14 protein-coding genes are annotated in these 14540 nt (G+C 71.6%); 11 read left to right on the top strand and 3 right to left on the bottom strand.

Annotated elements, in window-relative coordinates; all coding sequences use genetic code 11:
* Position 1: 1 nt before the first annotated feature.
* The 3 genes from ASF68_RS01850 (at position 2) to ASF68_RS01840 (ending at position 4091) form a co-directional block, all read left to right on the top strand.
* Positions 2-2254 (top strand): beta-L-arabinofuranosidase domain-containing protein, encoded by a 2253-nt coding sequence (locus ASF68_RS01850; protein ID WP_056006058.1) that lies wholly within the window; start codon positions 2-4, stop codon positions 2252-2254.
* 43 nt (positions 2255-2297) lie between these two features.
* A complete protein-coding gene (locus ASF68_RS01845; RefSeq protein ID WP_056006055.1) occupies positions 2298-3311 on the top strand; it encodes a LacI family DNA-binding transcriptional regulator in 1014 nt (337 codons plus the stop codon).
* A gap of 66 nt (positions 3312-3377) precedes the next feature.
* On the top strand, positions 3378-4091 hold the full coding sequence (locus ASF68_RS01840; RefSeq protein ID WP_056006052.1) for a cyclodeaminase/cyclohydrolase family protein: 714 nt from the start codon (positions 3378-3380) through the stop codon (positions 4089-4091).
* A 21-nt stretch (positions 4092-4112) separates the two neighbouring features.
* Here the strand turns inward: ASF68_RS01840 and ASF68_RS01835 are convergent, their stop codons facing one another.
* A complete protein-coding gene (locus ASF68_RS01835; RefSeq protein ID WP_056006049.1) occupies positions 4113-5120 on the bottom strand; it encodes a diacylglycerol kinase family protein in 1008 nt (335 codons plus the stop codon).
* Between the two features lie 78 nt (positions 5121-5198).
* Here ASF68_RS01835 and arfB point away from each other — a divergent pair, with 78 nt between their 5' ends.
* The 6 genes from arfB (at position 5199) to ASF68_RS01805 (ending at position 9861) form a co-directional block, all read left to right on the top strand.
* On the top strand, positions 5199-5621 hold the full coding sequence (arfB, locus tag ASF68_RS01830) for an alternative ribosome rescue aminoacyl-tRNA hydrolase ArfB (protein ID WP_056006046.1): 423 nt from the start codon (positions 5199-5201) through the stop codon (positions 5619-5621).
* A gap of 107 nt (positions 5622-5728) precedes the next feature.
* Positions 5729-6691, top strand: a complete 963-nt coding sequence (locus tag ASF68_RS01825) for an NAD(P)-dependent oxidoreductase (protein ID WP_056011203.1) — start codon at positions 5729-5731, stop codon at positions 6689-6691.
* 49 nt (positions 6692-6740) lie between these two features.
* Positions 6741-7400, top strand: a complete 660-nt coding sequence (locus tag ASF68_RS01820; protein WP_056006042.1) for a ThuA domain-containing protein — start codon at positions 6741-6743, stop codon at positions 7398-7400.
* Positions 7401-7576: 176 nt separating this feature from the next.
* Positions 7577-7927 (top strand): hypothetical protein, encoded by a 351-nt coding sequence (locus ASF68_RS01815; protein ID WP_056006039.1) that lies wholly within the window; start codon positions 7577-7579, stop codon positions 7925-7927.
* A 49-nt stretch (positions 7928-7976) separates the two neighbouring features.
* The gene (locus tag ASF68_RS01810) at positions 7977-9020 is read left to right on the top strand and encodes an LLM class flavin-dependent oxidoreductase (protein WP_056006036.1); all 1044 of its coding nucleotides are present in this window, start codon (positions 7977-7979) and stop codon (positions 9018-9020) included.
* Between the two features lie 64 nt (positions 9021-9084).
* A complete protein-coding gene (locus ASF68_RS01805; protein WP_056006033.1) occupies positions 9085-9861 on the top strand; it encodes an SGNH/GDSL hydrolase family protein in 777 nt (258 codons plus the stop codon).
* 18 nt (positions 9862-9879) lie between these two features.
* On the opposite strand, the gene ASF68_RS01800 is transcribed toward ASF68_RS01805, so the two are convergent.
* Together ASF68_RS01800 and ASF68_RS01795 are read right to left on the bottom strand one after the other, a co-directional pair.
* Positions 9880-11454: a molybdopterin-dependent oxidoreductase gene (locus tag ASF68_RS01800; RefSeq protein WP_056006029.1), complete on the bottom strand. Its 1575-nt coding sequence runs from the start codon at positions 11452-11454 to the stop codon at positions 9880-9882.
* Positions 11455-11544: 90 nt separating this feature from the next.
* Entirely contained in the window at positions 11545-12189 is a 645-nt protein-coding gene (locus ASF68_RS01795; protein WP_056006026.1) for an FMN-dependent NADH-azoreductase, read from the bottom strand.
* A gap of 71 nt (positions 12190-12260) precedes the next feature.
* Here ASF68_RS01795 and ASF68_RS01790 point away from each other — a divergent pair, with 71 nt between their 5' ends.
* Entirely contained in the window at positions 12261-13559 is a 1299-nt protein-coding gene (locus tag ASF68_RS01790) for a kynureninase (protein WP_056006023.1), read from the top strand.
* Between the two features lie 9 nt (positions 13560-13568).
* Positions 13569-14495 carry an aldose 1-epimerase family protein gene (locus ASF68_RS01785; protein ID WP_056006020.1) on the top strand — a complete coding sequence of 309 codons (927 nt, stop codon included), beginning with the start codon at positions 13569-13571 and terminating at the stop codon, positions 14493-14495.
* The last annotated feature ends 45 nt before the right edge of the window (positions 14496-14540 follow it).

Raw genomic sequence — 14540 nt, 5'->3', positions numbered from 1 at the left:
CATGCCGTACATCCCCGTCTCCCAGGTGACGCTCACCGGGGGCCCGCTCCTGCAGGCGCAGGAGGCCGACCGCGCCTATCTCCACGCCCTCGAACCGGACCGGCTCCTCGCTCCGTTCCTCCGCGAGGCCGGACTCCCGCCGCGCGCCCCGTCCTACGACGACTGGGAGCGGCGCGGGCTCGACGGCCACACCGCGGGCCACTACCTCTCAGCCTGCTCCCTCATGGTCGCGTCGACCGGCGACGAGGTCCTGGCGTCGCGGCTCGCGTACACCGTCGCCGAGCTCTCGCGTGCGCAGGCCCACCTCGGCACCGGATACGTCGGCGGCATCCCGAGGAGCGCCGAACTCTGGGAGGAGGTGGCGGAGGGCATCACGGCGTCGACCTTCGGTGGCGACCGTTGGGTGCCCTGGTACAACCTGCACAAGCTGTACGCGGGCCTCATCGACGCCGCGTGCCTGACCGGGAACGAGGCGGCCCGTGACGTCGTCGTCCGCCTGGCGGACTGGTGGGAGGCACTGGCGTCCGGCATCGACGAGGAGCACTTCCAGCTGATGCTCGAGACCGAGATCGGTGGGATGAACGAGGCCTACGTCGACCTGTTCGACCTGACGGGAGACCCGCGCCACCTCGCCATGGCGGCACGCTTCACAGGGGCCGCCCTCAGCGGGCCCTTGTCGCGCTCCTCCGACGAACTGACCGGTCTCCACGCGAACACCCGCATCCCGCAGTTCGTCGGCTTCGCCGCGCTGGCCGCTCGCAACGGCGATCCCGCGCTCGGGCGGGCCGCCCGGTTCGCCTGGCAGACCATCGTGACGCGCCGGTCGGTGGCGATCGGCGGCAACAGCGTGCGTGAGCACTTCCACGCGGTCGACGACTTCACGCCGATGACGGAGGACCGTGAAGGCCCCGAGACGTGCAACAGCTACAACCTGATCAAGCTCGCGAGACGGCTCTCCGCCGACGCGGCGGATCCGGACGTCACGGACATGATCGAGCGGATCCTCTTCAACCACCTCCTGTCCGCGCAGCATCCCGGACACGGCGGTCTCGTGTATTTCACCTCGATGCGGCCGGACCACTACCGCGTGTACTCGGCGCCGCAGCACAGCTTCTGGTGCTGCGTCGGGACGGGGCTCGAGAGCCACGCGAAACACGGCGAGTCCCTCTACCGGTTGGACGGCGAGGCGGTGTCGGTGGAGCTCTTCGCGTCGTCGACCGCCCGCGTCCCGGAGCTCGGTCTCACGCTCGAACAGGAGACCGCGTTCCCGGTGGACGGCGAGGTGGCGCTGACGTTCCGGCTCGAGCGGGGCAGGCGGTTCCCGGTGCGCATCCGCGTGCCGGGGTGGACCGCCTCGGTGCCGCTCGTGCGGGTGAACGGCACCGACGTCGAGGCGACGGTCGACGGCGGGCACCTCGTCCTGGACCGCGGGTGGGAGGACGGGGACGTCGTGTCGTTCGAGCTCGGGATGACCGGGCGCTCGGAGCCGTTTCCGGACGGATCAGACTGGACGGCGTTGCTCTGGGGTCCGTCCGTCCTCGCCGCACGCGGGTCGGCGCTCGAGGCCGAGACGGTCGTCGCCGACCGGCCGCACGCCGCACACACGGCGGTCGGCCCGCTCACCCCGCTCGCCACGGCACCGATCGTCCCGCGCTCGTCCGTGCCCCGGCGGGATGCGGACGGCGCGTTCTGGGTCGACTCGGATCGGGGCCCGATCCGGCTGGAGCCCTTCGCCGGGCTCCACGACGCGCGGTACACCGTGAGCTTCCCCGTCGCCTCCGGCACGGACCAGCGGTCCGTCGACGAACGCCGCGCGCGTCTGGCGGATCGGGACCGGATCGCCGCGACGCTCGACGGACGCACGGTCGACCGTGTCGCGCTGGGCGAGCAGCAACCGGAGGCCGACCACGGGTTCCGAGGCGCGTCGACCCGGTCAGGAGCGGCCGGCGGGGTCCGGTGGCGCAGCACCTCGGACCGGATGTCGGTCACGCTCGTGGACCCGCACCTGCTGGCGCGCGTCGTCAGGGTCTCGTGGCTGCCCGACGACGACGCTCGGGGGTTCGCGATCGAGATCGACGGCCTGGTCACTGAGGAACAGTTCGGCGGACGCGACGGCGAGCTGGCCTGGGTCGAGGTCCCGTTGCCGCCGACGACCGCCGGCTGGGGCGTCAGACGGTTCACGATCCTCGCCCCGTCGGGGCAGGAGACCCCGCGGGTGACCGAACTCAGGGTGCTGACGGCGAGCGACGCCTGAGCGGCTGCGGGCACGACGACCGCACGTGCGAGACGATGGGGACATGACGACGACGCCCGACCACGAGGACGATCGGGGCGTGACCCTCGCGGACGTCGCTGCGAGGTCCGGCTTCTCGGTGTCCCTCGTCTCGCGCGTGCTGTCCGGCAAGCGCCACGCGGCTCCCGAGACCCGGGACCGGATCCTGGCGGTCGCGCTCGAACTCGGGTACGACCGATCGGCACAGCGGCGCGGCCGGCCACGGTCCGTGCCTCGGCTCCTCGACCTGGCGATGAGCCAGTGGGACGATCCCTGGGCGAACACCGTCGTCACGAGCGTCCGGCGGGCGGCGGCCGCTGCGGACTACGACCTCGTGCTCACGCCGGAGAGCGACTCGATGGTCGACGACTGGCCCAACCGCGCCCGCGCACGCGGCTCCGCCGGCGTCGTCGTGTGCCTGATCCGCCCCAATGTCTCGCAACTCGACATCCTCGCTTCGGCGAACATCCCCGTGGTACTGCTCGATCCGCGTGCCGAGCCCGCGCGGAGCCTGCCGAGCGTCGGCTCGACGGACTGGCAGGGCGGCTTCGACGCGGGTCGGCACCTCGCCCGTCGCGGGACCCGGCGGTTCCTGATCATCACCGGGAGACCGAAGTACCGGTTCGGACGCGCACGCGAGGCGGGGTTCCGCACCGCGGTCGAGCGGTTCGCCGAGGGTGCGACGGTCGAGGAGGTCTCGTCGCCGTGGTCCTCCGAGAGCGCGTTCGTCTCCGTCCGTCGGTTGCTGCGGCAGGGCGGGCTGCCGATCGGCGTCTTCAGCTGCAACGACGAGATGGCGTACGGCGTCTATCGGGCGGTCGAGGAACTGCAGTTGCGCATCCCCGACGACGTCCGGGTGGTCGGGTTCGACGATCTTCCGCAGTCCCGGCTCATGCCCCCGCCGATGACGACGGTCCGGCAACCCATGCGGGCGATGGCGGCGCGAGCCGTGCAGCTCGTGCTCGACGCGGAACCGGGCGCCGACCCGGGGGACCGTGCCGAGTTCCCGACGGAGCTCATCGTCCGCGCCTCCAGCTGAGCCTGGCCGCCACGCGCCCCCGCAAGCCCTGCCGCCCGGCGATCGGCCGCGGCGAGAATGGTCTCCATGACGGGATCACCGAAGCAGGACGGGGTGTCGACGGCGCGCTCCAGCGTCTCCGAGTGGATGCGGGCGTTGGGGCGGGCGACGGGGAACCCCGGCGGTGGTGCCGCGTCCGGTCTCATGCTGTCGATCGCCGCCGGCCTCACCGCGATGGTCGCCGGGTACACCGAGCCGGAGCATGTGTCGGCGGCTGCGTCCGGGCGAGGCGAAGGCACCTCGGGATCCGGCGACGATCCGGAGGCGACGATCACCGCCCTGCGAGCCAGGGCCGAAGCACGTTCAGCACTCGCCCTCGGCCTGGCCGATGCCGACGCGGAGGCCTCTCACGCGTTCGGCAGCGCCTTCCGGCGGCCACGGGGTCCGGAGCGCGACGAGGCGATCCGGGCGGCGTCGATCGGGGCGGCCGCCGCTTCGGCACGGCTCGGGGAGCACGCCGTCGAGGCCGTCGACGATCTCGCCTGGCTGGCCCGACACGGCAATCCGGCGTTGATCGCCGACGTCGCGGTCGCGATCGGTGCCCTCCGAGCCGCGATCACCGGTGCGCGCACGAACGTCAGTTTCGACCTCGGTTCGGTGCGCAGCGCCCACGAATCGCTCGAGGAGGTCCGCCGGGCGGAGCCGGCACTGTTCGACCTCGTGCCGGTGTTCGACCGCGCCCTCGAGCGCATCGACCGACTCGCGGCCTCCATCGACGCCGACGCGGCACCGACGGAGTGACCCGCTGCGCCAGGTCGAGGCTCAGTCCGCGAGCGGACGCGGACGGGCGCCGTCCGGCACGCGGACGATCAACGCGTGGTGGAGGTTGGTGAGGGCGACCGAGGTCACGGCGCCGTGGGAGTCCCCGTCGAGTTGGATCTCCTGGGGCTCGTCCAGTCGCACCCGCATCGACGTCGCCTGGGCGTAGCTGATGGCGCGGACCTTCGGCGAGAACCGCCCGACGAGCCGACCGAACCTCGTACGGTGGAGCATCCGGTTGAAGGTCAGGCGATAGCCGATGTTCGTCCACCCGGGGCCGCGCCCCGGCCGGAGCATGACGGCGTCGAGGAGGCCGTCGTCGACGACCGCCTCCGGGAGCAGCAGGACGCCTCCGGTGAGTGTCCCGGAGTTGCCGACGATGATCGTGTGCGCCCGGGCGGTCGTCTCCGGGAGCTCGTCCAGGCGGTAGTGCAGGTCGAACTGCCGGTTGCCGAAGATGCTCCGCGCGATGGGGTCCGAGTAGGCCAGCCACCCGATCCGTCGTTTCAGCCAGGCGTTGGTGTGGCCGGCCATGTGCGCGTCGAGTCCGATGCCGGCCATCACGAGGAAGACCTCCTCGCCGTGCGTGCCGTCCGAACGGCCGAGACGCACCCGACCGACGTCGACGGGCTGATCGTGACCCGACCAGGCGATCTCGACCGACCGACGCAGGTCGTTGAGCGGCAGGCCGAGCGCTCGGGCGAAGAGGTTGCCGGTCCCCGCCGGCACGAGCGCGAGGGGGATGCCGGTGGAGGCGACGACCCCGGCGGCGACCCGGAGCGTCCCGTCCCCGCCGGCGACGAGGATGACGGACGGCGTGGTCGCGATGGCGGCCTCGGCCGCGGCACGGCCGTCGTCGTCGGCGCTCGTCTCGTGCCAGCTCGAGGGGGACAGTCCGTGGAGCGCCTCGGCGTCCGCGACGGCGGCGCGGAGTGCGGCGACATCCACCTTGGAGGGATTGACGACGACGGCGGCCCGTCGGGGGCCGGGTCCGGCTGGTGCATCGTTCACAGCCACAAGGATAGGAGGCGCACGCTCGGAAGCAGCCGTGGACGCCGGGGTGCCGTCGGCCCGTGAGACGCTTGCACCATGGACCTCGAGGTGTCGCCGCAGTTGACGATCCCCGCCGCCGAACTCCGGTGGCGGTTCTCGCGGTCTTCGGGTCCCGGAGGGCAGCACGTCAACACCTCGGACAGTCGCGTCCAGTTGTCCTGGAGTGTGGCCGAGTCTGTCGTCCTCTCCGAGGCGCAGCGTGAGCGGCTCCTCGCCCAGCTCGGTGCCCGGCTCGTCGCCGGCACCATCACGGTGACGGTGTCGCAGGAACGGTCCCAGCTGCGCAACCGTGAGCTCGCCCTGGACGCGTTGGCCGGACGCCTGCGTGCAGCGCTGGCGCCGTCCGCCGCGCCTCGTCGGCCCACCCGCCCGACCCGTGGGTCGGCTCGACGCCACACTGCGGCGAAGCAACAGCGTTCGGCCACGAAGCAACAGCGGCGGCGCCCCGCCGACGATTGACGTCGGTCGTCGTCCGTGGCAAGGGCCTGCGGCACCTGCGCGACTCGACTAACCTGCCGTGCAGGCGCAGCCCCGAGGACGTCGGCGTGCGCGAACGGAGGATCATCATGCGAATCGTCGTCATCGGGGGTACGGGCCACATCGGGTCGTTCCTCGTCCCGAGACTCGTCCGGGCCGGCCACGAGGTCGTCAGCGTCAGCCGTGGGACGCGCGCGCCCTACACCGAGGCCGCGGAATGGGAGCACGTCGAGTGCCTCGTCGTCGACCGCGAGGCCGAAGACGAGGCGGGGACGTTCCCGGCACGGATCGCCGCGCTCGGCTGCGACGTCGTGATCGACCTGGTCTGCTTCACCCTGCCGTCCGCCGAGGCGCTCGTCGAAGGCCTCCGCGGCCACGTCGGACATCTGTTGCACTGCGGGTCGATCTGGCGGTACGGTCCGAGCGCCGTCGTACCCATCGTCGAGGGTGGTGGGACGCCGCCCTTCGGGGAATACGGCGTCGAGAAGGACCGTATCGCTCGGATGCTCCAGCAGGAGACCGCCAACGGTGGCCTGGTCACGACGTCGCTCCATCCCGGGCACATCGTCGGACCCGGCTGGGCCCCGGTGAACCCCCTGGGCAACTTCGACCCCGACGTTTGGCGGATCCTGGCAGACGGGGAGCCGTTGCGAATTCCCGGGCTCGGCGCGGAGATGCTGCACCACGTGCACGCCGACGACGTCGCCCAGGCGTTCGAGCTCGCGGTGGCGCATCGGGACCGCGTCGCCGGCGAGGACCTCAACGTCACCTCGGCTTCGGCGATCACGGTGCGGGGGTTCGCCGAGGCGGCGGCCTCCTGGTTCGGGCGCTCGGCCGATCTCACCCCGGTCACCTGGGAGGAGTTCCGTTCGACCACGAGCCGGGAACACGCCGACACCTCGTGGGAGCACCTGGTGCGCAGTCACTGCGTCTCGATCGAGAAGGCCCGCTCCTTGCTCGGGTACGCGCCGAAGCACACCTCGACGGACGCGGTCAGGGACGCGCTCCGCTGGCTCGTGGCCAACGACGAGCTGGACGTCCCGAGCCCGTGAACCGTCAGGCCGCGGCGACGTCGACCGTCGTCCGAGGAACGGAGTAGCGGTGAAGGCATTGATCGCCTCGGGGACCGGCCGGTACGGCGATCCCTGGCACCCCTACACGCGGACGAGTCCGCTCCTCGCGGAGATCGCGCGGGACGCCGGTTTCTCGGTCGAGGTCCATGAGGACGTCGACCGCGCGATGACCCGGCTCGCCGACGTCGACCTGCTCATCGTGAACGCCGGCGATCCGTGGCGGTCGGAGGAGTCCGGCCGAGCACCCGAGGCCGCGGTCGAGGGACTCTCCGAGGCGCTCCGTCGAGGCGTCGGCGTCCTCGCGATGCACGCGGCGCTCGCCTCGCTCCGCGACTATCCCGAGTGGGCGCCGGCGATCGGTGCGATGTGGCTGCCCGGGGTGTCCTGGCATCCGCCGATCGGCCACTCCGTCGTCCGCGGGCTCACGATGCCCGACGGCGGGCGGGTCGCCGACGTGCCGATCGAGGACGAGCAGTACCTGCGGTTGCAGGCGATCGGGCGGAGCACGACGGTCGCCGAACACGAGGTGGACGGCGAGCGGTTCCCCGCGGTGTGGGTCCGTGAGGTCGGAGCCGCTCGTGTCGCCGTCGACGCCCTCGGACACGATGAGCGCTCGTACGCCGCTCCCGAGCATCGCGCCCTGGTGGCGTCGCTCGCCCGCTGGGCGGCGCGGGCCCCGTCGGCATGATGCGGAACGGATCCCGACGGACGCCGTGTGTCGGGTGACCGCTCCTGATGCAAGCCCCGGGGCAAAGGACATCGCGCCACTTCCACGGGTCTAGGATCCTGTTCGGGGCTGCGAGAGAGCGGGAACACCGGCCGCGGCCCGTGTCAGGATCCGGGACCCCGAGAAAGCCGCACCACGTGTCACACGACCTCATGTCATCCGAGCGCACCGTCGAGCGCATCATGCGTACCGGAACCGTCTGGTTCGGCGTCGCCGTCGGGAGTACCGCGATCACCCTGGGGCTGCTGCTCGCCTCCGGCTGGCGCCCCGCGATCCTCACCGAGGGGCTCCGCGTGCTGTGGTGGTGCTGCTCCGTCATCGTCGGCTTGAGCATCGGGCTGCTCGGCTGGTCCGGGTGCCCGATCCTGGAGGTGGACGTCCCGACGGCGTCCCGCAACAAGTCGCTCACCATGCAGCTCGGCACCATGCTCTTCATCCTCGGCAGCATCGGGGCGATGTTCACCGTGCTGCTCGGCGCACCGAGCTGACGGGTGCCCGAGGGCGCATCCTGTCGCGCAGCCGTCGTAGGGTCGGAGTATGCCCCGATCCTCAGCACCGCTCCGCAGACTCGGCTTCCTCACGATGGGTCTGTTCGACCCCGAGGATCCGGCGGGCGGGCACGAGTCCACTCTGCGACTCATCGAACTCGGTGAGCACCTCGGATTCGACAGCGCCTGGTTGCGACACCGCCACCTGCAGTTCGGCATCTCGTCCCCGGTCGCCGTCCTCGCCGCGGCCAGCCAGCGCACCACGCGCATCGCGCTCGGGACGGCGGTGACCCCACTGGGTGCCGAGAACCCCTTCCGACTGGCCGAGGACCTCGGCACGGTCGACGTGCTGGCCGGCGGACGCCTGCTGCCGGGCTTCAGCACGGGTGAGCCGATGCGGTTCGACGCGTTCAAGGACGCCCTGTATCCCACCACCCTCGAGCAGGAGGACCTCGGGTACGACCGCGTCCTGCGGTTGCGGTCCTTCATCCGAGGCGACGTCGTGAGCGACACCGCCGGTCGCGAGGGGCAGGAGGACTACTCCTCGCGCGTCGAGCCGCACGCCGCCGGGCTCGCCGAGCGGCTCTGGTACGGTGCCGGCAGCCTCCGCTCGGCAGGCTGGGCCGGGGAGCACGGCTTCAACCTGCTCACCAGCAGCGTCATCGCGGCGGAGGACGGCACGACCGACTTCGCCGCGAACCAGGCCGCGCAGGTCAGGCTGTTCCGCGAGCGGCATCCCGACGGCGCGCGGGCCCGGGTGTCGCAGGGCCTCGTGGTCATGCCGACCGATTCCGCCACGTCCGCGCAGCGCAGCCGCTACCGCGACTACGTCGAGTCGAGGCGGCACCGCGTCGGCGTCGCGCACGGTCCGCGCCGCATGCTGTTCGCCGAGGACTTGCTGGGGACGAGTGCCGAGATCGCGGAGCGACTGCACGAGCACGCCGGATTCCAGGAGGTTGACGAGGTCGCGTTCGCGTTGCCGTTCACCCTCGAACCCGACGACTACACCCAGTTGCTCACCGACATCGCCGGCGCCCTCGGACCGGCGCTCGGATGGCGGCCTGCCGCTGACGGCGCGACCAGGCCCGCCTGAGCGGCGGACGTCCGGCCCGGACGACCCGTCCGAGACCGCGCCCGGTCGCGCGTAGGGTGCAGGTATGACGCAGCACGGGTTCAAGCGGTACGTGGCCATCGGCGACAGTTTCAGCGAGGGGTACGGTGACGTCCGCGACGACGGCTCGTTGCGCGGATGGGCCGATTTCGTGGCACTCGGGCTCGCCCGTTCGAGCACCGAGCCGGTCGCGTACGCGAACCTGGCCATCCGGGGCCGCAAGCTCATCCCCATCCTCGACGAGCAGCTCGATCGGGCCATCGGGATGGGGCCGGACCTCGTCAGCTTCAACGGCGGCGGGAACGACATCATGCGCCCACGGGTGTCGATCGACGGCGTCGCCGATCGACTCGACGGTGCGGTCGAACGGCTGCGCAGCGGGGGAGCGCACGTCCTCCTGCTGAGCGGTGCGAACCCGTCCGCGCACATCCCGATGGGCTCGCTCCTCGCGCGCCGCGGCGAGCAACTCGCCCGAGCGGTCCGCGTCCGGTACCCGCGCGACGGCGTCACCTTCGTCGACAACTGGGCCGACGAGCCGCTGGGCGATCTCCGCTACTGGTCCGTGGACCGGCTGCACCTCAACGCGCTCGGCCACGCCCGCGTGGCGAGCAACGTCCTCACGGCCCTCGGGGTGCCGGTGCCCGAGGAGTGGGGGATCGACGACGTCGCGGCGGCGCCGCCCGGCCCACGCCAGCGCCGAACGGCCGCCTACTACCGCGAGCACGTCCTGCCGTGGATCGGACGCCGGTTGACCGGGCGGTCCTCCGGAGACGGTCGCGAACCGAAGATCGCGGAGCTCCAGCCGGTGGACCCGCGCGGCTGACCGCGCGGGCCGATCGGCTCAGCCGACGCGGACGAGCGTCCGCTGCCACCCGGAGGAACCGTTCGGCGCGATCGGCGCCTGCTCCTCGATCTGCAGGTTCCCGGCCTTGTCGGTGGCGCGGACGGCCACGTAGTGCGTCCCGGCGGTCGCCTCCCAGTCCATCCACCACTGCACCCAGGTGTCGTCGTTGATGGCGGTCGAGAGGTTCACGCTCTGCCAGTCGCCGTTGTCGATGCTGACCTCGACCTTGGCGACGCCGACGGTCTGCGCCCAGGCGACACCGGCGATCTTCGCCGGGCCCGGCGTGACCTGCTTGTCGATCCGAGGCGTGTCGATGCGTGAGGAAAGCTTGATCGGCGCCTTCGCGTCGTAGCCGCGGGGCGTCCAGTAGGCCTCGTCCTTGTCGAACGTGGTCACCGTCAGCTTCGTGAGCCACTTGGTCGCCGAGACGTACCCGTACAGCCCCGGCACGACCATGCGGACGGGGAAGCCGTGCTCGAGGGGCAGGGGTTCGCCGTTCATCGCGACGGCGAGGATCGCGTCGAGGTTCGGGTCGGTCAGTGACTCCAGCGGGGTGCTCGCGGTGAAGCCGTCGACGCTCGTGGAGAGGACCATGTCGGCCTTCGAGTCGGGCATCGCACGCTTGAGCACGTCGCGCACGGGGATACCGAGCCACTTCGCGTTGCCGAGCAGGCTGCCGCCGACCTCGTTGGAGACGCAGGTCATGGTGATGACGTATTCGTCGAGCCCCATGGCCAGCAGCTCGTCGAACGAGATCTGGACCTGTTCGCCGACCATGCCGTCGATCGTGAGCGACCAGGTGCCGGGGTCGATGGTCGGCACGGTGAGCGCGGTGTCGACGCGGTAGAACTTGTCGTTCGGGGTGAACAGCGGGCTGATGCCGTCGACGTCCACTTCGGCGCCGTCCGGGATGGTCACGGTCGACTTCGGAGCGGGGAGCTTGAGCGCGTCCCGGACCGCGGTGATCGACGAGGTCGTGACGTTGATGATCCGGGCACCGACCCCCACGACGACCGCTCCGACGGCGGCGATCCCGGCGACCCGGAAGAAGCCACGGCGGTCGAACCCGTCACGTTCGCGGGCCTCGGCTCCGGCCCCACGGCGGTTCGGCAGTCGTCGGCTGAGCAGGATCAGGATGGTGACGCCGGCTGCGAGCCCGAGGATCACCGGGACCACCGCGAGCGGCGTCGCACCGGCACGGGTCACCGTCGTCGCTCCGGCGAACACGCCGGCCGCCACGAGGATCACGACGCCGAGCGGCGGTCGGACCTGCTGGAGGACACCGGCGACCGCTGCCGCGATCACGACGGCGACGCCGAGGCTGACGAGCAGGAAGATCTTGTCGTTGCTCCCGAACGCCTCGATCGCGAACTCCTTCGCCCAGCGCGGGACGATGTCGATGACGAAGGAGCCGACGGTCAGCAGCGGGCTGCTGCCGCGGGCGAACAGCAGCGCGGCGAGCTCTGCGACGGCGAGGAACACCGCGGCCGAGACGATGCCGGCGAGGGCCGCAGCGAGGACGACGAGACGTCGTCCCGTTCGGTTGGTGCCGGTCTGATGCTTCGATCGCATGTGCAACTCCCTGGTCGTGGTTCGACAGGAGTTCGGAGCACAGCGACAATCAGGCTGGTCCGATCCGCGCCGGGTGCACCGACCGACGGCTCAGGCGGTCGCGACGGCCAGTCGGGTGCCGGTCTCGGCCGCCAGCCGCAGGGCCTCGTCGAGCTCCTGTGCACTGCGGTCGCGCTGCCCGGCGAGGCCGGGCTCGCGGTCGGCCAGGGTCAGGCTCGTCGTGATGACGTGGACGTCCATACCGAGCGCGCCACCGAACAGGGTGCGGAGCGCCGGCACCTCGTGGTCCCACCCCTCCGTGGGCGTGCCCGCGTCGTACGCGATGCCGCGGCTGGTGGTGATCACGACCGGCCTGCCGGTCAAGGCACCGGTGTCCGCCGACGTCACGCCGGGGACGTGGATGTGGTCGATCCAGGCCTTGAGCGACGACGGGATCGAGAAGTTGTAGAGCGGTGCCCCGATCACGACGATGTCGGCGGCGAGGAGCTCGTCGAGCAGGGCGCGTTGCAGCGCCTCCGCCTCGGCGGGCGGGTTCGAGCCGGGCTCGCGATCGGCGGCGGACCAGTGCAGGCTCGCGTCCGCGAGGTGCGGGACGGGGTCCAGGTGCAGGTCCCGTCGGACGACGACACCGGTGGGATCGGCATCCCGCCAGGCGTCGACCACCGCCTGCGACAGGCGGCGGGAGCGGGAGGTGGCCAGATCGGCGGACGAGTCGAGGTGCAGGAGCGTTGGCATGCGGCAACGCTAGCAAGCCGAGCGGTGTACACCTCCTTGCGGCACTCATCGCGGCCGGTTAGCGTCGCACCATGAGCGCCACCCTCCCTGTCACGCCCGCCCGTCCGGATGCGCTCGCGCTCGACGCGGACGATCCGCTCGCCGAGCACCTCGCGGCCTTCGTGCCCGCGAACGGGGTGTCGGCGTACTTCGACGGGAACTCGCTGGGGCGGCCGCTCCGGGCCACCGCGGATCGCCTGCAGTCGTTCATCACCGAGGAGTGGGGCACGAGGCTCATCCGCTCCTGGGACGACCGGTGGTTCGCGATGCCGCTGACCCTGGGCGACCGTCTCGGAGCCGCCGTGCTCGGGGCGGCCGGCGGGCAGACCGTCGTCGCCGACTCGACCACCGTGCTCCTCTACAAGCTGATCCGCGCCGCGGTCGACGCGAGCACCGCCGACGGAACGACGGCACCGGTCCGCGAGGACATCGTCATCGACGTGGGGAACTTCCCGACGGATCGCTTCGTGGTCGAGGGGATCGCGGCCGAGCGTGGTCTCCGCGTGCGGTGGATCGACGCCGATCCGGTCCACGGCGTCACGGCGGACCAGCTGCGGGAGGTCGTCGACGGACGGACGGCCCTCGTGGTGTTGAGCCAGGTCGACTACCGGTCGGGAGCCCTCCTCGACGTCGCGGGGTTGACGACCGTCGCGCACGAGGCCGGTGCCCTCGTGCTCTGGGACCTCTGCCACTCCGCCGGCGCGGTCCCGGTCGAGCTGGACGCCTGGGGCGTCGACCTCGCGGTCGGATGCTCCTACAAGTACCTCGGCGGCGGTCCCGGCGCTCCGGCGTACGCCTACGTCGCGAAACGGCATCAGGATCGGCTCCTGCAGCCCGTCCAGGGCTGGATGGGTGCCTCCGACGTGTTCGCGATGGCCGACACGTACCGGCCGGCCGAGGGGATGCGTCGATTCCTCAGCGGCACCCCGCCGATCGTGGGAATGCTGCCCCTCGAGGACGCCCTCTCGCTCATCGAGACCGCGGGTGTCCCGGCGATCCGCGAGAAGTCGCTCGCACTCACCGCCTTCGCCATCTCATGGGTCGACGAGCACCTCGCAGCCTTCGGCGTCCGGGTGATGACCCCACGGGAGCCGGAGCGCCGCGGCGGGCATGTGACCCTCGCGCATCCGTCCTTCCGCGAGATCACGCCGGAGCTGTGGGAGGTGGGCGTCATCCCCGACTTCCGGCACCCGGACGGGCTCCGCATCGGACTCGCCCCGTTGAGCTCCGGGTTCGTGGAACTCGAGCGCGGCCTCCTCCGTATCGCCGCCGCGATCGAGCAGTGGACCCAGCGCGCGGGTTCCACGCCGCGTGGAGGGCAGCCGTCGTAGGCTGACGACATGTCGCCTGTCTCCGGAATCCAGTACCGCCTCAGCCACCTCGGTCCGCACGGGGAGGTCCGGGCGACCGTCACCGAGCTCGCCGCGGGATTGCGTGAACTCTCCGTCGGCGGGCGCTCGCTCGTCCAGTCCTTCGGCGAGGATGTCGTCGCGCCGAAGGGCTGCGGCCTGATCCTCGTCCCCTGGCCGAACCGGGTGCGGGACGCACGGTGGACGCTCGACGGTGAGCCGCAACAGCTCGACGTCACCGAGGCGGCGACGGGGAACGCCTCGCACGGCCTGCTCCGCAACTGCGGGTATCGCGAGGGTGGGCGTTCGGACGCGGCCGTCACCCTGCTCGCATCGGTGTTCCCGCAGCACGGCTATCCGTTCCACCTCGACACCTCGGTGGCCTACGCCCTCGTCGACGACGGCCTGCGGGTCACCCACACGATCGTGAACCGGTCGGCGCGACCGGCACCGGTCGCCGTCGGCGCGCACCCCTATCTCGCGCTCGGGGGCGTCTCGACGGCGGATCTCACCGTCACGATCGCCGCCGACTCCTGGTTCGAGACCGACGAGCAGCGCATCCCGGTCGTCACTCGCCCCGTGGACGGCACGGACCACGATCTGCGCTCCGGCGTCCGCGTGGGTGACCTCGCGATCGATGTCGGGCTCGGCGACGTCCGCCCGATCGACGGAGGCGTCAGGCATCGGCTCACCGCTCCGGACGGCGATGGTGTCGAGCTCTGGGCGGACGACGACTTCCGGTTCGTCCAGGTCTACACCCCGAGCGACTTCCCGACGCCGGAGGGACCCGTGCAGGCGATCGCGATCGAGCCGATGACGGCCCCGGCGGACGCCTTGAACAGCGGGACCGGTCTGCGGTGGCTGGAACCCGATGAGCAGTGGTCGCTGTCGTGGGGGATCCGTTTGACGGCCTCTTGAGCTGAGCGTCCCCGCAGGCACGCCGACCGGGGGAGGGCGCCTGGT

The organism is Plantibacter sp. Leaf314, from assembly GCF_001423185.1.
GTDB lineage: Bacteria > Actinomycetota > Actinomycetes > Actinomycetales > Microbacteriaceae > Plantibacter.
Note: the sequence above shows the minus strand (reverse complement) of the source record. Positions and strands in the feature narration are given on the sequence as shown.

Excerpts from the sequence above, each read along its gene's own strand:
- ASF68_RS01850 (WP_056006058.1), top strand. The coding sequence starts at position 2 with ATGCCGTACATCCCCGTCTCCCAGGTGACGCTCACCGGGGGCCCGCTC.
- ASF68_RS01785 (WP_056006020.1), top strand. The coding sequence starts at position 13,569 with ATGTCGCCTGTCTCCGGAATCCAGTACCGCCTCAGCCACCTCGGTCCG.
- ASF68_RS01790 (WP_056006023.1), top strand. The coding sequence starts at position 12,261 with ATGAGCGCCACCCTCCCTGTCACGCCCGCCCGTCCGGATGCGCTCGCG.
- ASF68_RS01800 (WP_056006029.1), bottom strand. The coding sequence starts at position 11,454 with ATGCGATCGAAGCATCAGACCGGCACCAACCGAACGGGACGACGTCTC.
- ASF68_RS01840 (WP_056006052.1), top strand. The coding sequence starts at position 3,378 with ATGACGGGATCACCGAAGCAGGACGGGGTGTCGACGGCGCGCTCCAGC.
- ASF68_RS01845 (WP_056006055.1), top strand. The coding sequence starts at position 2,298 with ATGACGACGACGCCCGACCACGAGGACGATCGGGGCGTGACCCTCGCG.
- ASF68_RS01795 (WP_056006026.1), bottom strand. The coding sequence starts at position 12,189 with ATGCCAACGCTCCTGCACCTCGACTCGTCCGCCGATCTGGCCACCTCC.
- arfB (WP_056006046.1), top strand. The coding sequence starts at position 5,199 with ATGGACCTCGAGGTGTCGCCGCAGTTGACGATCCCCGCCGCCGAACTC.
- ASF68_RS01805 (WP_056006033.1), top strand. The coding sequence starts at position 9,085 with ATGACGCAGCACGGGTTCAAGCGGTACGTGGCCATCGGCGACAGTTTC.
- ASF68_RS01825 (WP_056011203.1), top strand. The coding sequence starts at position 5,729 with ATGCGAATCGTCGTCATCGGGGGTACGGGCCACATCGGGTCGTTCCTC.
- ASF68_RS01810 (WP_056006036.1), top strand. The coding sequence starts at position 7,977 with ATGCCCCGATCCTCAGCACCGCTCCGCAGACTCGGCTTCCTCACGATG.